This window comes from Grimontia indica (assembly GCF_000333895.2).
GTDB lineage: Bacteria > Pseudomonadota > Gammaproteobacteria > Enterobacterales > Vibrionaceae > Enterovibrio > Enterovibrio indicus.
Genome location: NZ_ANFM02000009.1, coordinates 34737 through 56346, shown reverse-complemented (window position 1 = coordinate 56346; position 21610 = coordinate 34737). Strand labels below are relative to the sequence as shown.

20 protein-coding genes are annotated in these 21610 nt (G+C 48.1%); 19 read left to right on the top strand and 1 reads right to left on the bottom strand.

The window, feature by feature from the left end:
- The first annotated feature begins 11 nt into the window (after positions 1-11).
- The 19 genes from D515_RS05020 to D515_RS25170 all read left to right on the top strand — a co-directional run bounded on the left by D515_RS05020 (position 12) and on the right by D515_RS25170 (position 20974).
- Positions 12-959, top strand: coding sequence for a hypothetical protein (locus D515_RS05020; protein ID WP_002536624.1), 948 nt, complete (start codon positions 12-14; stop codon positions 957-959).
- The gene (locus tag D515_RS05015; RefSeq protein WP_002536622.1) at positions 952-2505 is read left to right on the top strand and encodes an AMP-binding protein; all 1554 of its coding nucleotides are present in this window, start codon (positions 952-954) and stop codon (positions 2503-2505) included. Before D515_RS05020 ends, D515_RS05015 begins: the two co-directional genes overlap by 8 nt.
- Positions 2502-3491 carry a 3-oxoacyl-[acyl-carrier-protein] synthase III C-terminal domain-containing protein gene (locus D515_RS05010; protein WP_002536621.1) on the top strand — a complete coding sequence of 330 codons (990 nt, stop codon included), beginning with the start codon at positions 2502-2504 and terminating at the stop codon, positions 3489-3491. Before D515_RS05015 ends, D515_RS05010 begins: the two co-directional genes overlap by 4 nt.
- Positions 3472-5007: an AMP-binding protein gene (locus D515_RS05005; RefSeq protein ID WP_002536619.1), complete on the top strand. Its 1536-nt coding sequence runs from the start codon at positions 3472-3474 to the stop codon at positions 5005-5007. The genes D515_RS05010 and D515_RS05005 overlap by 20 nt, the downstream gene beginning before the upstream one ends.
- Complete coding sequence (locus D515_RS05000) at positions 5000-5890, top strand: alpha/beta hydrolase (protein ID WP_152442348.1); 891 nt, start codon at positions 5000-5002, stop codon at positions 5888-5890. Before D515_RS05005 ends, D515_RS05000 begins: the two co-directional genes overlap by 8 nt.
- Positions 5887-6837, top strand: coding sequence for a transglutaminase family protein (locus D515_RS04995; RefSeq protein WP_002536616.1), 951 nt, complete (start codon positions 5887-5889; stop codon positions 6835-6837). The genes D515_RS05000 and D515_RS04995 overlap by 4 nt, the downstream gene beginning before the upstream one ends.
- Positions 6818-7777 (top strand): 3-oxoacyl-[acyl-carrier-protein] synthase III C-terminal domain-containing protein, encoded by a 960-nt coding sequence (locus tag D515_RS04990; RefSeq protein ID WP_002536614.1) that lies wholly within the window; start codon positions 6818-6820, stop codon positions 7775-7777. The genes D515_RS04995 and D515_RS04990 overlap by 20 nt, the downstream gene beginning before the upstream one ends.
- A gap of 8 nt (positions 7778-7785) precedes the next feature.
- Positions 7786-8745: an alpha/beta hydrolase family protein gene (locus tag D515_RS04985; protein WP_239643944.1), complete on the top strand. Its 960-nt coding sequence runs from the start codon at positions 7786-7788 to the stop codon at positions 8743-8745.
- Positions 8746-8971: 226 nt separating this feature from the next.
- Positions 8972-9241, top strand: coding sequence for an acyl carrier protein (locus tag D515_RS04980; RefSeq protein ID WP_002536610.1), 270 nt, complete (start codon positions 8972-8974; stop codon positions 9239-9241).
- Between the two features lie 137 nt (positions 9242-9378).
- A complete protein-coding gene (locus tag D515_RS04975) occupies positions 9379-10134 on the top strand; it encodes a hypothetical protein (RefSeq protein WP_239643943.1) in 756 nt (251 codons plus the stop codon).
- Entirely contained in the window at positions 10134-10736 is a 603-nt protein-coding gene (locus tag D515_RS04970; RefSeq protein WP_002536606.1) for a hypothetical protein, read from the top strand. The genes D515_RS04975 and D515_RS04970 overlap by 1 nt, the downstream gene beginning before the upstream one ends.
- Entirely contained in the window at positions 10733-11845 is a 1113-nt protein-coding gene (locus D515_RS04965; RefSeq protein ID WP_002536605.1) for an acyl-CoA dehydrogenase family protein, read from the top strand. The genes D515_RS04970 and D515_RS04965 overlap by 4 nt, the downstream gene beginning before the upstream one ends.
- Complete coding sequence (locus D515_RS04960; RefSeq protein WP_002536603.1) at positions 11842-13155, top strand: MATE family efflux transporter; 1314 nt, start codon at positions 11842-11844, stop codon at positions 13153-13155. The genes D515_RS04965 and D515_RS04960 overlap by 4 nt, the downstream gene beginning before the upstream one ends.
- Positions 13152-14741 carry a class I adenylate-forming enzyme family protein gene (locus tag D515_RS04955; protein ID WP_002536602.1) on the top strand — a complete coding sequence of 530 codons (1590 nt, stop codon included), beginning with the start codon at positions 13152-13154 and terminating at the stop codon, positions 14739-14741. Before D515_RS04960 ends, D515_RS04955 begins: the two co-directional genes overlap by 4 nt.
- Complete coding sequence (locus D515_RS04950; protein ID WP_002536600.1) at positions 14738-15853, top strand: efflux RND transporter periplasmic adaptor subunit; 1116 nt, start codon at positions 14738-14740, stop codon at positions 15851-15853. The genes D515_RS04955 and D515_RS04950 overlap by 4 nt, the downstream gene beginning before the upstream one ends.
- Positions 15850-19047 (top strand): efflux RND transporter permease subunit, encoded by a 3198-nt coding sequence (locus tag D515_RS04945; protein ID WP_002536599.1) that lies wholly within the window; start codon positions 15850-15852, stop codon positions 19045-19047. Before D515_RS04950 ends, D515_RS04945 begins: the two co-directional genes overlap by 4 nt.
- Before the next feature lie 261 nt (positions 19048-19308).
- Positions 19309-20124, top strand: a complete 816-nt coding sequence (locus D515_RS04940; protein WP_002536597.1) for a helix-turn-helix domain-containing protein — start codon at positions 19309-19311, stop codon at positions 20122-20124.
- A 48-nt stretch (positions 20125-20172) separates the two neighbouring features.
- Positions 20173-20571 (top strand): VOC family protein, encoded by a 399-nt coding sequence (locus tag D515_RS04935; RefSeq protein ID WP_002536595.1) that lies wholly within the window; start codon positions 20173-20175, stop codon positions 20569-20571.
- 226 nt (positions 20572-20797) lie between these two features.
- A complete protein-coding gene (locus D515_RS25170; RefSeq protein ID WP_002536593.1) occupies positions 20798-20974 on the top strand; it encodes a DEAD/DEAH box helicase in 177 nt (58 codons plus the stop codon).
- 4 nt (positions 20975-20978) lie between these two features.
- Here D515_RS25170 and D515_RS04930 read toward each other — a convergent pair whose 3' ends face one another.
- The gene (locus tag D515_RS04930) at positions 20979-21608 is read right to left on the bottom strand and encodes a bifunctional 4-hydroxy-2-oxoglutarate aldolase/2-dehydro-3-deoxy-phosphogluconate aldolase (RefSeq protein WP_002536591.1); all 630 of its coding nucleotides are present in this window, start codon (positions 21606-21608) and stop codon (positions 20979-20981) included.
- Between the last annotated feature and the right edge of the window lie 2 nt (positions 21609-21610).

The window sequence follows — 21610 nt, the reverse complement described above, 5'->3', positions numbered from 1 at the left end:
GGATTGGCATTATGACCCACTTAAATTATTGGTCGGACACTGCAGAGCTCAGGGAGCCCGTTGAAACGACGCTTTCAGAGCTCGGCTATGACAACGGCTACGTCGGCATCATCAAAAAGATATTCCGGATAAGCCAAACGCCGGTGTCTCGCAAATCACCCTCTCAGTACCTGTTTCAGGATGATTTTTGCCACCAGCCGGCACTGAAAGGCTCAACCTACCTTGCCTATACACATACTGGCCAAGAGGTTTATCCCTTCGGCCAATCGTGCCTTCGTAAGTTAAACCGTGTTAGTGAAGGTAAAGGCGCTTTGTTTGGCTCGACGGCCAGTAATTGTGCCTCGACATTTAAAGTGATCGACCTTTATCGTCGCCGGCAGCAAGAAAGCAAACAGGTCATAGTCACTTGCGACACGGGCTTTACTTCTATCCTAAAAGACATTCCCGGCTCTACCGTCACAGGCGATGCTAGAAGCGCGGTCAGTCTTGATGCCACATCCGGCAACTACCAATTTGTCGACTATCAATCACAGGTTTACCCCGCCCATTTCGGAGGAGCCTGGGAAGAGTCTGATAGCCACTCTGTTTACGAGAAAACTTATAAAGACCGTATCGTCGCTCTGATCGAATCGGCATTGGCAGCCATCAATACAAATCCGGAAGCGCGAATTGCAGTCGTGCCGCATAACGTCAATGTGTACACCTGGAATGCTATTGAAAAGAAGCTAGCTAACCCTCAACTGACATTCTTCACCGGTGGCGTCTCTGACCATGGCCACTGTTACGGCAGCGACGCGTTCATCAACCTTAAGCTGTTGGAACAACTCACCGTCTCCGATGACGCGGATTTTGCTCACGCACCTGATTTCTTTCTCTGCGTTACCGCAGGAGTTGGCGGCTTTTTCTCCAGCGTCACCTTAAAGCGCAATGAAGCCGATAAGGAATTTTTCCATGACTGATATCACCCCAAACACCGCACCTCTGCGCCAAACTATCGAGGATAATCTGGCGCATTATGGTGATGCTGCAGCAGTACGTTTTCGACACTTGGAGATCAGCTACCGCCAACTTCTGGATCTGTCGACAGCGTTGAAGGTATTGCTTGAAGAAGCGGGCCACTTGAAACCTAACGTGCCTGTTATCACTTGCTCCCGTTCACCCTTTTTCAGCAATCTATTTAACCTTTTGATGGGAATTGAAGGCATTACCTACGAGCCCATTTCACTGAACGAGCCTTTTGAACGTGCAGAAGCAAAAGCAGGGAAATGGCAGGCGTTTTTGCTGCTTACCGACGCAGAAACTGCATCAGAGCTGTCTGCCATTTCTGAGCGTGCCGCACTGACACTGGTTTGTGATACGGACTTCAACTACACAACAAAGGAACGGCCAGATAACACGGGTAAAAACCCTTTCCAGCTAGAGGATTGTGTTTACATCCTGTCCACTTCCGGTTCCACTGGGGTACCTAAATCTGTGCCGATAAAAAGCGACAATCTGCAGGCATACCTCAGTGCCGCGACACGCTTTTTCAACATCCATCGAACCGATCGTTTTTCAGTCATTCACGATGTTTGTTTCGACTTCAACATTCACGAGCTCTATGTACCTATCCACAATCACGCCTGTTTATGTGTTGCGGAGAAGTCGGATCTTCTCAGTCCAGCTACCGTTGAGAATTTTGTCGATAAACACCAAATTAGCTTCTGGTCGTGTGTCCCTTCATTTATCAACCATCTGAATCAGTTAAAAAAATTCGGCAATCATCGCTTCAACAGCATTCGTAAAACAATGATCTGCGGTGAAGCATTCCCAATGGTCATTCAGCAAGCATGGCGAGACCTTGCACCTAACAGTCGTATTTTTAATCTCTACGGCCCAACAGAATGCACTGTATCGGTATCAGGGAAAGAGGTCACCCGCCCAAGTGATGATGACGTGCTAAATGGCGTTCTCACGATAGGTAACGCCTGGGATAACACGACATTCTATGTCCTGAGTGAAGGTCATATTTCAGAGGAAGGGCATGGCGAACTGCTTGTTGGTGGTGCCCAGGTTTTCGATGGTTATTTCCGTGATGGTAAGCTCTGCCGTGACAAACTGGTAGAAGAACCGCAGTCAGGACAACTTCTATACCGCACCGGTGACATTGTCGAGCTCTCACCCGGCAAGCCTAACCACTACCTGGGCCGCGCAGATGATCAGTTACAGATCCGCGGTCATCGCATACAGAAGAATGAAATTCTACACCTGATTAGACAAGCCATACCTTGTTCAAACCTCGCGGTCGTGGAGAAAAACTCTACTAACGGCACCACCGTTGGCATCGTCTTGTTTATTTCAGGCGAGGGATTGAATGAAGTCGACATCCGGCATCAACTCGCAACTGTGTTACCCAGTTATGCCCTGCCACTCAAAATCAATATCGGTCCGATCCCACTCAATAAAAATATGAAGGTGGACCACAAATCTCTCTTCCAGCAGGTCAACGCAGAGGTGGTGTCATGACATCTGTAACGATACCGTCTAAAGCGCTCTCTATCGATGCAATCCGGGTGATTCGTCCAGAGCATAGATTGGTGCTGATTGAAGAACATGAAGCCGTGCATTGCTCATCATTCAATGCCCATATCCTGAAAAAGATGATGGGAATAGAGTCCGTCAATGTGTTGCCAGAAGGCACATCGACCGACGATATTCTGCTACCTCTGGTTTCTCGCAGCGAATCGGTTAACCCGTCACTGCTGCGAAGTGCGAACACGGGCGCGAGACGCACGCGCTTTGGGCTTTCATTAGACCGAAAATTAGCTCGCATCCACAACCTGACCCCTTTGGGTTCGGGCAATGCCAATCGCTGTGTATCACTGTTCAAGCAGCTTGATCTCCTGTTCCGAACACAGTCGGAACATCAGGTTGCCATTCACAACGGAGAATTGGCTTTTAGTAAAGAAATGCGGATCACTCGTGGGCTCTCTGTTCAAGGGGACAGCAGTACCAGTTTGTTTTTGACCCAGACAGACACGCCAAAAATCCGCGTCAGCAGTGTGCATATGCACTACGACAGACGTTTTTCCCGCGGCATCTGGGGCGAAGGTTCAGAAACTAAAGCCTACGAAGACAGCTATCGCAGCAATATGCATCAGGTCATCCACTCTGCGCTTGAAAGAGCAGGCGTCACGCTGGAGGAGGTCGACCATATCCTGCCTCACAACATCAATATCAAGTCATGGCGCTTTCTCTGCCAATCGCTCGATGTAGCGGAAGAGAAGCTCTTTGCGCGCAATATCCAGACCGAGGGGCACTGCTTCTGCAATGACATGGTGATCAACCTGAGTGACGCGATTGAAAAACATCGTCTTGCCGGCACAAACCCGACAGCCTCCACGCCGCTAAGGTTTCTGGCCGTTGCCGCAGGTGCCGGGGGAATGTTTGGCGCATGCGTGTTGGAAGTAGTTCAGCTAGAGGGATTTCTTAATGAGAGACAAGCTATTTAATATCATGGTCGATGCTGGCAAACGAAAAGCCGTCATCGACCAGGGAAAAACGTACCGCTATCACGAGCTGCTTCATGATGTCAAAACCTTGAAGAATAAGCTCGTAGAAGCCAAGGGCGAACATCAGCAAGGCACCCATATCATTATGTCCGCTCAACGCGCTTACCAGAGCATCGCTCTGTACGTTTTCAGCGTTGTTTATGGCTATACCCTGGTGCCAGTAACGGCGGAGATTGATAACCGATCTCTGGCGAGATTGCTCCGGGAATTACCTGTCGCTTTTTTCTATACCGACAATCCGGATTCACGCTTGCTTGAAGAAGCCACAGCCCATGGCTGTCCCACACTGGTATCACAAGAAGGGCATCGTCTGAATCAGTCGCGCTTCGAAGCGGGAGACGATGCGTTCCACAAGACCGCTCAATCATTTTCTTCGCCTTCGCTGAATAACCGCGAGTTATACCTGATTTTCACCTCAGGCAGCACCGGTAACCCGAAAGGGGTGAGTGTAGAGACTCAAAATCTACTCAATTATCTTGAAGCAACACGTGAGGAGTTCGGTATTCAGGCTGACGATGTATTCAGCCATATTTCTCCACTGAGTTTTGATTTCAGCATTCACGAAATCTTTCTTGCACTGTTCAACCAAAGTGCGATTGCCGTGCTTCGTGAAAATGATAAGTTCAACTTTTCCGGCTATCTCAAAGCCAATGGCGTCAGTGTGTGGGCATCGGTTCCATCAACCGTTTCATATCTACAGAAAACACGTCAGCTGCAGCCCGACCAATATCCAGACCTGCGCCTCGCTTTTGTAGGTGGTGAGCCAGTGCAACCCGCCCTGCTGAAAGCACTGAAAGATGCAGCACCGAATTGTGTCATTTACAGCTATTACGGCCCGACAGAATGCACCGTTGCCATGATGGCATGTCGGTTTGAAGCAGATGCCCACTACCCGCAGCATATGCCGCTGGGTAAACCTTTTGGTGGTCACCAACTGTTAGTGCAACCCAAACCAGACAGCGAGCTTCAACCGTTTGGCACAGGTGAAGCGTATATTGCCGGCCCTCAAGTGCTAAAAACCTATTGGAAGAACCCTGAGCAAACCGCATTGCGATTCGCGTTCAGTCCAGAGCATGGAAACCTCTTCCGGACAGGAGACATTATCCGCATCGAGGATGATGGAAACCATGTATTCATAGCCCGTCAGGATGATGACATCAAAATCGGCGGGTATCGTTTTAATACCGCTGCCTGTCAGTCATTCGTCAAAGAAAAATCGCGTGCCGAAGAAGTGGTCGTGATGCCATTTACTCAGGGGGAAGCTGGCACATTTGAGCGTCTGCTTGTGGTCACTTTGAACGCTGAGATCTCCGAATCAGCGTTGGCACGCATCTTCCGCGACCAGTATGACAACTATGTTCAGCCCCACTTCGTGAATGTTACTTCTCTTCCTCAGAACAGAAATGGAAAGCTCGACAAAAAAGCACTCATTAAACAGGTGACTTGCCATGCTTGATACGCTCATAACACCCCGCCAAACAAGAGTAAATACACAGACACCAACCGACGTTGCTATGTTCAATAACCTGGTGACGCTCGAAGGCAGGCCAACAAATCTGGCAATTTGGTGTCCGTTAAGTGAACTTGCAAATCCGCCTGAGCGTCAACAAAACGCACGATACTACTTGAGCCATCTGGGGAGCGCAGTGAAAACGCGTTGCGTTGAAGCGAAGCCGGATGTGGAAGTTGAGAAATTCTGCCTGATGCTTCCCGGCTTCAATGGAGGTCCTTTTGATTGCTTCCATCTTGCCGAAAAGCTAGCAAAACAAGGCTATTGGGTATTGTCGGCAGGTTGCTATATCAACCCAAACCTAAAGCCAAGCGAAGACCCAGATAAAGTCGCTTCTGCATTGGCGGATGCTTATCCCGAATACAGTGCCATGCTGCGCGCATTTTCGCTGCTAACAGGCGTGGTGCTCTCAGAAGAGCGCATTAATCGTATTCGTTATGTGTCTTTTTCCGCCGGTATATATCCGCTAATCCGCGCTATTTCTGCCGGGAATTGCCCAGGCTGGCAACATGAGCTCTTGCTGATGGCGCCCGGCTTATCAGCCACCCGAGGCCTCAATGGCACACTCAGCGATGCACCAATCAGCAATATTCAATTGATACATTCAGAGCAAGATAGCCACCCCACTTTTGGCAGCCCATTAGCTTATCTTGAACTGTTTGAGCGCAACAAAACCACCTTGCACCTGCTTTCAGAAGGCGAGCACTACGATTTCATCCACCTTCCCCGGCAAGCTAGCCATACCGAAGCGCAATCTCAGCATGAACAGACGGTGAAAAACGAATGCCTGACTGTTCTCGACGAATTACTACAGGGAGAAAGACCATGACAGCAAACGCAGCACAATCTGCCATGATGGATATCGCCAGAATTTACTCTACCCATACTCCTTACACGGAATTTGACGCTTGGCAGCAATTCGCACCCGCCTATGGAGAAGACATTCTTTCTGATCCACAAGCTGCCATTGATCTTGCCAACGAGTTGGTCGCTCACTACAACCACTCTGAATTTCACGAGATGGGGCCAGAGCGCGAAAACGACCTATCACTTCGCGCCGTTAATGAAATCATTAAGCGCTACGCTGAGCTGAACCCTGATCCTAATACCCCTCAATCTCCTGTCGGCGGTCGCTGCCGGGATCTCGCACTGCTAATTTGCAGCCAATTCCGCGCTCAAGGTGTGCCTGCGCGTCTTCGTTACGGCTTCACTCATATGTACTACGACACCAAACGCGCGCTGGCTGATCATGTGGTTGTGGAGTATTACGACGGTGAGTCTTGGAAACTGCTCGAACCGAGAGGAAGTTCGCGCTTGATGCAGCATCAGGACTTAGGAATTAACCCGGTCAATGTCGACCCTGCCAAGTTTATTTCAGGCCCCAGAGCCTGGCACAAAATCCGCACCAAAAAACTCAGAGCTGAGTGGTTCAGTGGCAGCACACCCAATGCACAGATGGGGCTTTGGTACGTGCGCAAAATCATGTTGTTTGATCTGGCAAGTTTATGTCGCTACGAGGCTGATGTCTTTGACCTATGGGGTTATCTCACCGACTCCAAGCCAGGTGTCATGCCCAAATTTAAGCCACATCTCCAAGCGCTGGATGATATTGCAGCGGTTGATTTCCTGAATGAAGAAGCGTTCCTTGATTGCTATCGATTACTTGTTGAAGACGAACGTTTCCTCCCGGATGGCGATATCAGTGTCTCCCCTACATTGGGTAAACGCGCTACTTTATCAATAAGGAAAGACGACTATGTTTTATATCAGTCGTAACGTTACAGCACCGGCACCCGCTACACTCAATGTTGCGGCTGACCACGATGCCCTGTTTCTCAGTGCCTCGTCAGCAAAAGTATTCAGCCAATGGTATGGCTTTGGCGAAATCCCCTATTACGACAGGACGCCATGCACCGAGTACTACGCACGGGCACTTTCAATCTATGCCCAAGCAAGCGCTGACGATGCACCCGATTTCGATGCAGTGGTACACAATCACACTGGCGCATTATGTGGGGTATTCGCTGAGCGCGTTATGTTGAAAAGCAGCCGCGCCTCTCTGACAGACAAAGACGTAGGGAGCCGTTGGTTGGGTTTTTCGTCGTCCGCTACCAAGTGCGCTACCCCCATGCAGCTTATGCAGTACTTCGAGCGGAATGTCTCGTTGAACAACATTCTTCTTGTCACGGGAGATATTGCAGACAACGAAGATTTGCGTGTTAACCCCGTCGCGCTGAGTTCCGACACTATCAATCTCGTGAAACTTACCCGTACCGAAAGCGACATTGCCGTTGTGGCGGTTTCAACCCTGTTTGATGGTGAGTTCTCCGGTGGTATCTATCTCGAGACCAATGATGGGCTTCAGCAAAAATATAACGAACACTACCAACTGAATGTTGCCAAGGTCGTCGGTCGTTGCTTGGATAAAGCTAACCTTTCGCTCGAGCAGGTTGATGTGATTCTGCCACACAATGTGAATGTGCAAACGTGGAAGAAGCTCACCGCGAAACTCGGAGTCGGCATGGAGAAAGTCTACTCGCGCAATATTTCCCGACTTGGCCACTGCTTTGGCGGTGATGTCTTCGTCAATCTTGGTGATTTCTATGACGGGATGAAAGCCGGACAAACGGCGCATTGCCTCGCAGTCGCTGCAGGTATTGGGGCGTCGTTTGGGGCAACGGTATTCACCATTACCAAAGGAAAGGACACTGAATGAGGGGCAAGATGAGCATTTTCATTGCGATTGTCGCAATCGTCATTGTCGGCGTAGCGTTTTCGATTTATCAGCTTTCTAAACAGCAAAATGATATAACACTTGAGAAAGGACTTAATGTTTCAACTTTTGGTGTTGAAGATCCAAAAGGGCAAACCTCACTCACCGCCAAATTGTGGCGATTACCAGAGTCCGAAGAGACCCCAAAAGGCGTTATTCTCGTCTCCCACGGTTTTTCAGCCAATGCAGACTCATTGCAACGATACGCGGCCAATCTTGCTCAAGCAGGATACGTGGTTGCCGCCGTTTCACATCAAGACTTGAAGGGGCTCAGGAGTGGTCAGCTTTCCAATGACCCTATGGTGGCCAGGCAAAGGCATTTGAAACTTCTGTTAGAGAACTTGTATCTCAATGATGCAAATCTAAAGCAGCTACCCGTTGGCATACTCGGTTACTCGCTGGGAGGCTATGCCGCACTCACCAGCACTCACTTTCGAGCTCTGCTTGATAAACAGGAAAATTACTGTGCATCGCTTTCGCCGGGTGACAATGTGCTGATTTGTAACCCAAGGTTCAGTCAACGTATAAGCGCACTTTCTGCAGAGCCAGAGTTAACACCCACTCCATCAATACCCGCAAAAGCCATCGCTCTCTTTGCACCCGCGTATACCGAATTGATTGATTTGGATAAATCTGCAGATGCACCCGCTATATTCCTCGCCAATGGCATCAAAGATGAGTTCATTTCAGTCGGTCAGATGGATGATCTGGCACGGCAACATAGTTATGTTAAAGAGCATCAAGAACTCATGGAAGCGGGTCACTATGCCTATTTACCGACATGCTCTTGGCCGTTTAACTATTTCATTGAAAGTTGCCGGGATCCCATTCCCATTGACAGAGCGCAATTTCAGAACACACTGATAAAAAATGTCATTAATTTTTTTGACGACAATCTTGCTATAAAATAATCATCATTCTTTTATTAAGCACCCTAATGGGTGCTTTTTTATTACCTGTTAGATCTAACACAGTTTAATTCCAAACCTAGAACAACCTATAAAATTCAACCTAATAAAAGAACTTACACTCATCACTGTAAAAAGTATCAGGTTATAAATCATCCATTTTGCGCTTAAATGGTTTTGTACTGAATAATTAATTTCCCGTACACAACCAGGACAAATGGAGTTCAAAATGGAAAGACAAGACGCATACAATCAAATGGTCACTATTCTCAAATCAACTATCACAGTACCGGAAGATATTCAACTCACGGAAAATACCAGTCTTCGTGATGACCTGGGAATGGATTCACTAGGCTCCCTGACATTCCTGATGGAATTGGAAGAATCTATTGATGGTTTTTCTATTAATCCAGAAAGTTTAGAGGAGCGCCACTTTAGTTCAATCGGCGCCATGGTGGATTACATCGTAGATAACGTTGCACTCGAAACGGCTGCTTAATTATGTATATCAATTACTGTGAACACTTCCCTATGTCAGAAAGGCATCTTAGTCAGACGCCACGAGATCGGTATGTCACCTATTTTAAAGACCTACACCGAATCTCTGATAAGCCTCTGTCTGAAGAGACTTTTCTGATGGGTGACCAGTATAGCTATACCAATATTATTGATAATGTGCTGGACAAGGGATTGCCATTTGAGCAATTCCCTGATGTCTCAGACGTCACCTTTAGCTATTGGACACCGGAATGGGATCCAGACTATTCTGCCTTCGCGACATATTTCCTCTGGAAGAGCAATCTCGATGCCGAAATTCTCGATGTCTGTGATGTAGGATCTATTGCTACAACTACCGCGCTTCACATTCTGTTTAATACTGATGAAAAGTCAGATCTCAGGAAGAAAATATTGGTAGGTATGGAACAAACTTCCGTACCCCGTTTTCTCCCAGACAATAATCTCATGCCAAATCATTCAAGTGGTTCGGCATTATTTGTTAGTCAGGCAGATAATACCAGCGCGCTATTTAAGGTTTTGGATTCTCAGTATTTAAATGAAAATACGATTTATTCAGAAACCTTCGCATTATCCAACATGATTACTAATTTGTTGGCTAACCACCAGTTGAGTACGTCTGACTGTGTGTTATTCCTGCAACGGAATAGTGCTGCTTTTAAGCAAATTGACTATCTAACTGATAGAGGGGAGCTCTCCAAAGATCTATTAGATAATGCCTATTACCTTACCAATGAATATTCCGTCAACACCTTACCGAAGTTGATATCGGAATATCAAAATAATCCTGAATCATTTCGACATGGAATTTGGCTATTTGTTGATGAAGATGCCGAATCGTTGAATACAACTCTTACTTTGCTGAGGCCGTTGTAATGTATTGTCTCGACTTCGAAAACCAATGCGCTGCTGTTGAATATCAGCATCAGGAAAATATCACTGGCGTCATCGTCTCCAAGCTTTCACTGGCAAACCATAGCTATGTGATCCTGGACACGCAGGGCTCATCCTTCGACACCTCTGTTTCACTAAATACATGGGAGATAGAAAACCTAGTATCACTGAAGCACTTCAGTGTTGTGAAGTTGCCGAAAACCACCAAGTCTCTCCCATCCCACCTGGAGGAACAAAGCTGGGAGGCTTTCACTCAAGAAGCAGTGAGCCTTTTTCATCAAGACTCTCTCGATAACTTCCGCCACCTGATCAAACGTCTAAAAACCAAAAAAGTCGGAGAAACCTCTCTGATCGACATCGAAAACGTCAGCCTGTCTGTGGCTGATTACCATCGTTTTCTTTTTCAGCTTGAGATGGTGGCGGATTCACTTCCTGAAACCCTCTCACCGCTCGCTGACCGCACCATGCTTGCATCTAACATCATTTCCAACCTTCAGGGTGGCATTTCCATTCTGGCAGGGGCAAGTGTGGAACAACACCTGCAGTTCGCGCTGCTGCTGAATGATCTGGAGTACTGGCGATGATGAATTTAGACAGATATCAAGCGACCTATGGCGAGAAATACGCCGACCATATTGAATGGTTACGTGAAATATCAACAGCGGTAGACAGCTATCAGGATGTTCTGACAGGGGCCGATTTCCGTAATCCGGCGCTGGATAAACTCCTGTTGAGTAGTTTTTCCATGACCACGGAAGAGCGTGTCCGCATGTTCGAACAGCTTTCGTACGGAGACCCGGGTTCGCTGCTGTTTTCTCCCGGTCCAAGTCTATCAGGCGTCATTTTAAATGAAGCGGGCTCTGACGAGCAGAAAGCGCAGTTTTATGACTACCTGAAAGCCCATGATTGCCGAACGTTTTTTGCTGTCACAGAACCCAACAAAGGCAGTGATGCAGGGCGACTGGAATCGCGTCTGGAAAACGACGTCTTAAACGGTGAAAAGTGGCTTATCGGAAACGGGGCCCGCGGTGAAATGGGGGTCGTGTTGTTCAAAACCGGCAGCAGCCCGCTCGCAACTCGCGCGGCGTTACTGACCAAAGAGATGATCAACAGTGGCCATCTAGAACGTCGCTTACTCAAACAACACTGTATGCGCGGAGCGCGTCTGTCATATCTGACTTTCAACAACATGCCCATACCCCGTGAAAATCTGTTGGGCGAACATCTTCACCCCTGTGAACGTGGATTGTTCTCAATGATCCGCACTTTTAACAAAATGCGCCCCTGTGTCGTCGGACTGAGTATTGGCTACGCGCAGGCAGTCATTGATCTGCTGCTTGAACATGGTGAAGAGGTCGGTATTCCACTGGAAACCTGCCGTCACTTCAACACCACCTTGGCCAGCATGCGCGAAATGAACATTGCGGCAGCACGAACTGCCGATAAAGAACCGGACAACACGGCATATTCATCAATGGCAAAAATTGAGCTGGATGATTTCGTGAAACAAATCCGTCCGTTTCTGTTCACGCACTATCAGAAACTTCAGTCAGATCGCTTTACTCACGTTCGCAAGTTTATGCGGGATAGCTATGGCGTGGACTTCATGGAAGGCACACATGTAATCCAGAAACACAATCTGGTGAACATCCTTAAGCGCAATGACTATCAAAGCCCATGGAGAGGACTATGAAACAGATCGTCTCAACCCTCTCCATCTTTGCCTCCTCGTCATCGACTTTCGTCACGCAATTGTTGGCGGTGTGGATTATCTGCCAGGAAGACCAGCGGGCGCTGTTGATCCTGACGGTCTTTATGCCGTTCGGTTTTACCCTTTCTTCCCTGTCAGATGCGTTGAGGGCTGGGGCACTCCCTGTGGTATCCAGTCACGAGGATACAAAGTCGAACGAGGTTCATGGAGCACTCGCTACCCTGTTGGCGATGGCTGTGGGTGTGTTTGGCGTATTGTCAGCGATAGCATGGGGAGTCCTTCCTATGCTTCGTCCCTACTTTGACTTGCCAATTGTCACCTACCTCGATTTTGTCGATTTGCTGACGGCAATGGCAGGGGCATTCATGCTCATTACCTTCTCTTCCGTTCTCACGACCTGTCTGTTCGCAAAAGAGAAAAACGCTACCGCCACCAGCATTGTCGTTATCGCCAATGTGCTGCAACTGAGCTTGATTTACCTGTTTGCCAAGCAAGGTCACGGCGTTATGTCGATGCCCTACGCAGCAGTGTGCTCAACCATTGCGTCGATGGCGATTGCGTTAACGCTATCACCTACACTGCGCGAATTACTGGCTCCCCGGGTGATGCATTACTTCGGTGCGATGCGGTCTCAATTCAAGCAGTTACTCACCATTGTTGTACCCATTTTCTCGAGTTATCTGCTGCTGATTGCCTGGTTGTTCTACATCACCTACGTGCTGCTTCAATACAGTGATGCTGCTGCTTCTGCATTCCCGCTATACTCCCGCGTGCAGAACATCATCATCATGCTGTCTATTGCCGTCGGCGTCAGTCAGGCAATCCGCTTCAACAAGCACTCAGCGGAATATGATTACAGCATGCTGAAAAACAGTGTGACGCAGTTTGTCACTCACTCACTGCTTTATCAGATCCCGGTACTGCTGGCGGTATTCATTTTCAGTGAGCAGATTGCGCAATGGCTGATCAATGAGCCCAGCGTTGCTGCTGAGTGTGCCGAATATCTCCGCATCATTGCACCCGCACTTCTGGTGCTTTCTACCTACGTCGGCATGACAGTGTTCATGGAGCAAACGTTCCGCTCCCGCCGTGCCTTTATCTACAACTTCCTCTATCTCGGCGGCGAAGTTGTACTGATAGAACTGGTGCGCCCTTACTGCACCACCAGCACCGAACTATACACCTTACTCGCTGTAGCGTTCTTCGCGTCTGCCATCTTCATCCTGTTTGAGATCGGACGTTCTCGCTATGAATACCATTTGATGCAAAAAATGCAGAGTGTGACCTTATGAAAACGACGCTGTACCACCAATTGATCGATATCCAGCAACGCTATCCGAACAAGATTTGTTTGAGTGATTCGCAACACGACTGGACGTTTACCACCCTTCGGGAAAAAGCCGATGACTATGCCAACGCGCTATCAGCACTCGGATTGGGATTGGGTGACAGATTGCTGTACGTCGCCGGTCGCGGTATCAACACCATGCCGCTTCTACTGGCTGCCAACAAGCTCGGCGTATTATTTGCCAATATTGACGCGCGTGCTGACAAGGTGAAAAACCAGTCGATTATCGACCAGTACGAAGCCGACCTTTTGCTCATCGCCCCTGAGCATGCTCAAAACGCTCAGTATCAGTTTGGTTACTATCGTGATGCCGAAACAGAAGCGTTCAATGCGCAAGCCTGGCTTCGCAATGACCGCGCAACCGGTGTTAATGACACTCAGGTTTCTTCGCAACAACGTCAGCGTGCCCCGGTAGCCACCGACATTGGCCTGGTGTTCTTCACTTCCGGTTCAACTGGCCGTTCGAAAGGCGTAGCGCTGAGCTATGGCAATGTCAGTTTTGCCGCCCAGTCGATCACCGAGTATCTGGAAGTCGACAGTGATGATGTGATTTACAATGCGTTGCCATTGAACTTTGACTACGGTTTTTATCAGATCCTTTTCCCACTGTTCACAGGTTGCCGCACTTACCTGACCTCTTCGTTCATGATCCCCCAGAAAAATCTGATGGAGATCCAGAAGATATCCGCCACACACTTCCCTATCGTTCCCTCCATGGCCCGTCTCATCAAGCAGTTTGGCAGCAAGAGTCAGTTCGAGTCTGTCACCACAATCACTAACACAGGTGAAGCTATCCACCGTGGAGAAGTCGATTACATGCAGGCTGTTTTTCCAAACTGCCGCTTCTTCTCTATGTATGGCCTGACTGAGTGCAAACGCACCACTTGGCTTCACCCTGATGAATATGCCAACAAACCGGAAAGTGTTGGCGTTGCCATTCCCGGCACACGCATCGAGATCTTAGATGATAACAACCAACCCGTTCCCTATGGTGAAGAAGGTCAGATTGTGGTGTCCGGCCCGCACGTCATGACGGAATACCTCGACAATCCTGAAGCAACGCGCAAAGCCATCTTCTTTGATGAAAATGACCGCCAGAAGAAACTCGCCACCGGTGATTATGGCCGTATGGATAGCGATGGTTACCTGTATCTCAGCGGGCGTAAAGATGAAGTGTTCAAGATTGATGGTTTGAAGTACTCCTGCAAAGAACATGAGCAGTGGTTGAAGTCTCAACCTGAAATCCGAGATGCCTGTATTTTGGTGGATGCAAAATCCCTCGACATTACTGCATTTATCGTCGAAGAAATCGGCAAAACCTTATCCGACGAAGCAGTGCGTGAACGTCTGCAGAAACGCTCAGCCCTCTCTTCCCACTTGCCAAAACGGATTGAGCGCTTGATTGACATTCCTATCAACGACAACGGAAAGCACAACAAGCAATACCTCAAGCAAGGTAAATACGAGGGCCTGCGTATGCCAGAGCCTGTATCCCGTGAACCACAACGACAGGTAGCGGAAACACTATGAACAATAAACTCGCCCTTTTTCTTCCTTTGTTAGTGCTGGCCTCTACCGCTTCTGATGCGCTGGCTGGTGTAAAAAAGAAAACCTCGGAGACGGAGATACCTGCTGGCTTCCAACTTAAAACAGTTGAAAGTCTGACAGTTCGTCAGCAACAACGTCACAAGGTTTATCAATCGTCATGCATGATTGCGCCCCAACACATCTATCACATCGCACCAAAAGTGGAAGGCGAAGTGATTTATGTGCGCAAAGGCGGACACCAGGTGAAAAAGGGCGAGTTATTGTTAGAAATCGAAAATGAGTCGGTTCGCTACGCCTATCAAGTCGCGAAGAACAATCTGCGCTTGGCGGCACTCAACCTCAAGCGTTACCGCTCGCTTAGTGTGAAGCAATCCAGACAAGAGATGGACCAACTCCAACTGGAAGTGGATAACCTCCGGGCAGAGGTGGACTACCAAACCGCTTTATTTAAATCCTTCAAGTTTTATGCGCCGGAAGATGGTGTGTTCGAAACGCCAAGCGTAAAAATGCACGACCGAGTGGTGCCTGGCGTATCTGTTCTTACGTTTTACAGCAACAGTTCGTTCGAGTTTACGTCCCGTATCCCGCTGCACATTTTCTCGTCGTTGGCCTTGGAAAACGAAATTCCACTTCAATCCGTTGACGATAGAAGACAGATGGCAATGGCCAACTACAGCCACTTCGAGCCGGAAGACAATGGCGAGTTTGTGAAGCTTTACGGCAATGTCAGCCATACATATGAAGGTAATGACAACGTCAAAGCAATGTCCAACCGTTCACTATTCCAGCGCTGCACAGCCAGCCTGCCCTTCTACCAGTCTGAGCAAGGGATTTTCCTCGAGAACAAATATGTTCATCTCGATTACAAGGGATTTTATGTTTTCAAACTCAAAGGTCGACGTGTCAACAAGGCTTATGTTCAGGTGCATTGGTATGACGATGGCATATTGGAAGTGGAAAGCGGTTTAAGCGCAGGTGATCGCATTGCGACAGCGGGCTCTTTTAAGCTACTCGATAACGAACTTGTGCGCGTAAAACCTCAGCCCAAAGCTGACAACAATGACACTCAACAACTAGTGGGGATGGTTCGATGAAGGCGCAATCACCGCTACAACGGTATTTTGACTCAAAGATGGGTTACATCATTTTGATGTTGCTCATCACCCTCTGTGGTTTGGCAGCGCTGAAGTTCGCCACTCTCACCTCTTTCCCTTACTCGCGCAGCAGCAGTATTTTTGTCTCTGCGCAGTTTTTCGATAAGCCTGCCAAATACATCGCCACACACGTTGCCAGCGATATTGAAGATATTTTTGCATCCCAGGACGGGCTCGAATACACCCGTCTAACGGTTGGAAACAACACCCTTCGCGTCACCGGAAAGTTCGACAAGAGCGTGGATATTGATGCCGTTGCAAGAGACATCAGTAATGCGCTGACGAACAGTACTATGGTTCAAAACAATCTGGATGAGCTGACCTCTGGCCTCGATGACGGCGATTATGCACCTGACCTGGGTTACGTGTTTACTTCTTCATCTCGCTCAGATGCACTGGTGAGCCGACTGCTGGAAACTGAAATCACACCTATCCTCCGCAGCTTGCCAGGTATCCAGTCTGTTGCCTTGTATGGCCCAAGTGATGCCATTTACATCGATATCGGTCAGGACAAACTCAATGCATCTGGCCTCGCTTTAAATCAGGTTTATGACGCAGTACGCAATGCGTTTACCCAGCCTGCCAGCTATCTGGTTGATGGCGAGAATTACGAGATTTTCCATCATAAAGAGGTAAACAACGGCATTCAGAAGATGGCGACACTGCGTATTGAAGACAGCCATTCTGAAGGAATTCATACCCTCTCTGATATCGCCAATTTCCGTGTAGATAACGAGTACACAAGGGTTAAGGCACAATTCAATGATAAAGATGGCGTTGTACTTCTGGCGACTTTTGATGGAAGAGACAACCCGCTCTCTGTCGCCGGTGACGTGAAGCAAATGATCACCACATTCTTGCAGAACGAGCCTGATTTAAAGGCACAGGAAATCATGGACAGCACGGTGATGCTTTACGGCTCTATTAAGGAGACGTTGATATCCATTATCCTTTCCGTCGTCGTCACTTGTTTGATTGTGTATTTCACTACACGTTCCGCAGCATCAGCCCTTGCTATTTCGCTTTCCATTCCTCTTTCATTGCTGCTGGCCTTCGCTTTCTTTTCAGTGTCACTGGATTCAATAAACCTCATTACGATCACTGCATTGATTATCGCTATCGGTTTGGTGGTTGATGACTCTATTGTGGTCACAGACTATCTTCAAAATCAGGGGTCAGACAAAACGAGAGCGGGGAACCGTCAACTTAACAATCTCAGAGCCATCATGATGGTGTTGGTCGCCATCACCCTCACACTGGTTGTTGTCTACTTGCCTTACATCTTCTCCAGTGCAGATTACAGTGTTGTCAGCAAGGAGTTTGGTTTGTCCATTTCAATTGCACTACTCTGCTCGCTGTTTGTTTCTGTGCTGGTCACTCCCAAGCTCTTGCCCTCCCAATTCGTCCGAAACGAAAATGGAAAGTCTGCGCCTTACCAAAACCCGGTCATGCGCAGTTATCGTCATTCACTCGTTTGGTTTGCGGAAAGCCGCGGTTTTCGTGCGACGATGGCCTTTGCATTGCTAGGTATTCTGGCCTTCGGTTACCTTTCTTGGCAGAACACAAACAATGAAGTCGCGCCGCCAGAAGACAAGCGCTTACTGATGGTACTGAGCGAAGTGAGTCCAAATGCGACATCTATCGAGGTGCAGCAGCAAGCGAACGCCCTGACCGAGAAAGTACTAAGTCTGCCTTGGGTTGAATCGACAAACTATGTCACAGGTGTGCCAGACAGCAACATGATCACTCACTACGTGCGTCTGAAAGAGCCTGAGTACGAAACATCTTCTGAGGGCTTGTTCGGAGATTTGAATAGTCTCCTTCAACAATTCAGCGAGAATCCTCAGAGAAACAATATGTTGGTCAAACAATCAGAGAGTCTGGCGTCACTGCTGGCATCTGAAACACTCAGCCGCTCGTTTGTCATACTTCCGACAGACATACCCGGTGCTTCAACTTTTCCGATTGATATTGCCGTGATGGGGAGTGACACCGAAGAGATTTTGGAAAAAGTAGAGAAGGCGCTTGGTGAGGCTCGGGCGACGGGTCTCTACGAGTTTCTTATCCATGACGCCAAGTACGTTTCTAACCAGTTCAATATCGAAACGCTTGTAGATACATCAACGTATGGCAGTGCCGAAAATCGCTACTTTGCTTCATTAATTGCCGCCTTTGCTCAGCCCAATTACATAGGAAAAACACCCCACGCTAACGACAATGTGAAAGTCTATCTTGGTATTTCCGAGTCAAGCTATAACCGAGCCGCGCCAATGCCTCAAATGACTTGGGTTGATGACTACACACTGTATGACGATGGCAGCCGCCAAATTATGAAGAGTGCCATTCAACGGGTCGAGCCTTCTTTCGAGCCAAGAGACATCAATAAAACCAATGGATTACCTAGCGTTCAAATTCGCGGGATAACCTTGTCGGGTGCAAATAAATACGAAGCCATCGAGACCCTGAAAAACATTCTGATTTCGAAAGGAGTCCCCGAGCACAACATTACGTTGTTAGGTTCGAGTCGCTCAATTTCTAAATCGGTCACAGAACACGTTCAGATCACCCTGTTCTCTCTGATTCTGATTTTCCTTCTCCTCACCGTGCTGTTTGATTCACTGGTAGCTCCGATCATCATCATGGTTTCCACCGTACCTATCACCTACTTCTCAGGTTATATTGCCCTCGACTTGTTCGGGCTTAGTGACAACATCTACACCCGCCTGTCTATTTTGACCGCTGTGGGTTTGTCGTCCAAGCAAGCCGTGATCATGGTGTATGAAGTACTCAGGCTGGCAAAGGAGAATGGACAAGAAGCCTCCATGAAAGAAGCCATCATTCAGGGATGTGCAAAGCGCTTCAATGCGGTGTTTATGACCTCATTCTCACTGATCCTCGGCGTGCTCCCACTAATATTTCAGTTCAATTTTGGCGCCGTCGCGAAATACAATATCGCCGTGGTCATTGTGTTCTGTATGACCATCTCATTCATCACCGTTCTCTATTTCGTTCCTCTGGTTATGTTGAGCTTGCCAAAAATTTTGTACCGAGGTCTTCTGTTTCGAAAATCCACAAAGCAGGAGGGGGATGCCGAGGTTTCTCTTACCCAGCAAGCAATAAAAACAGTAAGTTAAGTACTAAAGAAAAATGGGTACCAATAAAATTAGTTGAGCACCAGCTATCAGCTGGTGCTTTGGTTTCACTCGAATTCCCATCGTCTATGCTTATCAAGCAAGAGTTTCAATGGATTGAATCACTATTGCAGCACCTTCCGGGTTATCGAGCGCAATCTCCCACATTATTGATGAAACGGAAGTAAGTCAGGACAAAGCAGTCCCAACCTAAATGCCTGTGATATAAAAAATGAAGCACATTCATAACAGAGGCAGCGAGTATTGCTTGATATCGACTATCAACCTGCACAAGGGTCTGTCACTCTTCAAAACGCTTATAAAGCCTATGTGCCTCCTCCTCCTCTGAGTCACTGGATACATAGCTTTTGGCAGTTAGATGTTCCCTTCGGCGAGCATTTCTATCGAAGCATGCCCGACAATTGCGTCGACTGGATCATTAATGTTGGAGATATCGACGACAACGTCATCGTCTCGCCCTTTCTTTCCTCAATCGAGTTCCCGCTCTCTGGGCCTGTCAGTTACTTTGGTATCAGATTTCGCGTACTGGCAAATCAAGGTCTCATTCCGCACCCTATCGGGGAGTGGGATGCAGTAACACCTGATACGCGATCCCTCGAACTCGTGTCGCCATCAGTTTTCATGGAGGTGTTTGAAGGTCTTCAACGCACTACCTCGTTTAATGAAAGATGCAAATATGTTGGAACGGCTTTGCTGAGAGAGGTGAAGTACCCTTCGATAGACCGACGCTTGGTTAGCTTCATCCGCTATTGCCTCCACAATACTGAATCTGTTATTCAACTTTCGGATAAGCAATGCGCCGAGTTTGGCGTTTCCGCTAGACAGCTAAGGCGGCTGACACAACTTCATTTGGGGATGTCCCCAAAGTCTTTCTCTAGTGTTTTGAGATTTCAGAAAACAGTTAAACAGCTGACTCAAGAAAACCAAGGCGCATCATCCTGGGCGGCACACTATTACGACCAATCCCACTTTATCCGCGAGTTCAAAAGGTTCTCTGGCCTAACACCACAAGAATTTAAGCGAATGTCCGTTTTATACAATCGTCGGAATCGCCGATAACACATACTCACTTCTGTTCAACACACATTCGTTTTCAGGAGAGAAACTATGATAGAAATTAATGCCATGTTCCCGGTGATGGTGACTTCAGAGCTCGAAGCCGTTAAGCGTTTTTATGAAACCGTTTTTGGGTTCAATGCTGTATTTTATGACGACACATTTTACCTGCATCTTGTCTCCCCTAGCTCTGGCGTTCAGCTTGGCTTTCTAATGCCTGAACATGCCAGCCAACCGACGTTTCTTCATCCTATTATGAATCCGGAAGGATACGTCGTATCTCTGGAAGTCCAAGATGCAGCGAAAGCATATGCGGCCGCGAAAGAGCTGAATTTGCCCATTGCAATGACGCTTAAAGAGGAGATATGGGGGCAAATCCACTTTATGGTTGAAGACCCAGCAGGGATCCGATTGGATATCGTTCAGCATGTAGATATGGAAGGCCAATAACGCAGTTGAAAGTGAATGCTTTGAGCGATGATCACTATCTAGCCAAGCGAAATGCAATCTAGCCAGACCGTTTACAGGAATAGCAAAAAGCAGGTATCTCCACTTTTTTCGGTACCTGCTTTTCTCTTCCCCTCCTACCGCGTTACAAAATCAAACAGCTTTTCGTACAATTTCTGGCGACTCACTGTTAGACTTCGCCACCTTTCCAATCTCATTGTGACTGCCCATGACTTTTTCATCGTTGAATCTCTCTCCTGCTTTACTTGCTGCGCTACCTGAAGCGCTCTCGTCCCCAACCCTGATTCAGGAAAAAGCCATTCCAGTCACTTTGAAAGGCAGCGATGTGATTGCCCTTGCACAAACAGGTAGCAGCAAGACGCTGGCATTTTTGAGCGTTACATAGCAGCTTACTCAACCAAAGCAACAGCTTCACTGATTAGCCTACCGAGTCCATCCCAATCGCCCTCTTTCATCAGCGACCCTGGTACCATCCAGGTTCCACCGCAACAAACCACGCGGTCAATACTTAGATAATCTTTGACGTTTTTGGGGCTGATCCCACCTGTTGGCATCATCTGAATATCACGGTAAGGCGCTAACAGCGCTTTCACCATCGCAACACCCCCTGAGGCTTCGGCAGGGAAAAACTTCACAAAGTTCATTCCCAGTTCCAGTGCCTGTTCAATTTGGCTTGGGTTGTTGACCCCTGACACCATAGGAAGACCAATCTCCTGACAGTGTTTCACCGTATTCGGGTTTAAGCCCGGTGCAACCGCAAACATGGCGCCCGCGGCCAGCGCGTCATCCGCCTGTTTTGTGGTAAGCACAGTGCCTGCGCCCACCAGCAAATCTGGCTGGCTTTCACGCATAATTTTGATGGCTTCGGCTGCCACATCAGTGCGGAAGGTGACTTCGGCTACCGGAAGGCCATTTTCTACCAGCGCTTTTGCTAAAGGCTCCGCATGTTTGATGTCATCAATTTGAATAACCGGTACGACTTTATATTTCGCCAGTTCATTAAAGATTGTTGTGCTCACAG

What these genes read in the sequence shown, in the direction of transcription:
- D515_RS05020 (WP_002536624.1), top strand. Translation starts at nt 12, where the DNA reads ATGACCCACTTAAATTATTGGTCGGACACTGCAGAGCTCAGGGAGCCC.
- D515_RS05015 (WP_002536622.1), top strand. Translation starts at nt 952, where the DNA reads ATGACTGATATCACCCCAAACACCGCACCTCTGCGCCAAACTATCGAG.
- D515_RS05010 (WP_002536621.1), top strand. Translation starts at nt 2,502, where the DNA reads ATGACATCTGTAACGATACCGTCTAAAGCGCTCTCTATCGATGCAATC.
- D515_RS05005 (WP_002536619.1), top strand. Translation starts at nt 3,472, where the DNA reads ATGAGAGACAAGCTATTTAATATCATGGTCGATGCTGGCAAACGAAAA.
- D515_RS05000 (WP_152442348.1), top strand. Translation starts at nt 5,000, where the DNA reads ATGCTTGATACGCTCATAACACCCCGCCAAACAAGAGTAAATACACAG.
- D515_RS04995 (WP_002536616.1), top strand. Translation starts at nt 5,887, where the DNA reads ATGACAGCAAACGCAGCACAATCTGCCATGATGGATATCGCCAGAATT.
- D515_RS04990 (WP_002536614.1), top strand. Translation starts at nt 6,818, where the DNA reads ATGTTTTATATCAGTCGTAACGTTACAGCACCGGCACCCGCTACACTC.
- D515_RS04985 (WP_239643944.1), top strand. Translation starts at nt 7,786, where the DNA reads ATGAGCATTTTCATTGCGATTGTCGCAATCGTCATTGTCGGCGTAGCG.
- D515_RS04980 (WP_002536610.1), top strand. Translation starts at nt 8,972, where the DNA reads ATGGAAAGACAAGACGCATACAATCAAATGGTCACTATTCTCAAATCA.
- D515_RS04975 (WP_239643943.1), top strand. Translation starts at nt 9,379, where the DNA reads ATGGGTGACCAGTATAGCTATACCAATATTATTGATAATGTGCTGGAC.
- D515_RS04970 (WP_002536606.1), top strand. Translation starts at nt 10,134, where the DNA reads ATGTATTGTCTCGACTTCGAAAACCAATGCGCTGCTGTTGAATATCAG.
- D515_RS04965 (WP_002536605.1), top strand. Translation starts at nt 10,733, where the DNA reads ATGATGAATTTAGACAGATATCAAGCGACCTATGGCGAGAAATACGCC.
- D515_RS04960 (WP_002536603.1), top strand. Translation starts at nt 11,842, where the DNA reads ATGAAACAGATCGTCTCAACCCTCTCCATCTTTGCCTCCTCGTCATCG.
- D515_RS04955 (WP_002536602.1), top strand. Translation starts at nt 13,152, where the DNA reads ATGAAAACGACGCTGTACCACCAATTGATCGATATCCAGCAACGCTAT.
- D515_RS04950 (WP_002536600.1), top strand. Translation starts at nt 14,738, where the DNA reads ATGAACAATAAACTCGCCCTTTTTCTTCCTTTGTTAGTGCTGGCCTCT.
- D515_RS04945 (WP_002536599.1), top strand. Translation starts at nt 15,850, where the DNA reads ATGAAGGCGCAATCACCGCTACAACGGTATTTTGACTCAAAGATGGGT.
- D515_RS04935 (WP_002536595.1), top strand. Translation starts at nt 20,173, where the DNA reads ATGATAGAAATTAATGCCATGTTCCCGGTGATGGTGACTTCAGAGCTC.
- D515_RS25170 (WP_002536593.1), top strand. Translation starts at nt 20,798, where the DNA reads ATGACTTTTTCATCGTTGAATCTCTCTCCTGCTTTACTTGCTGCGCTA.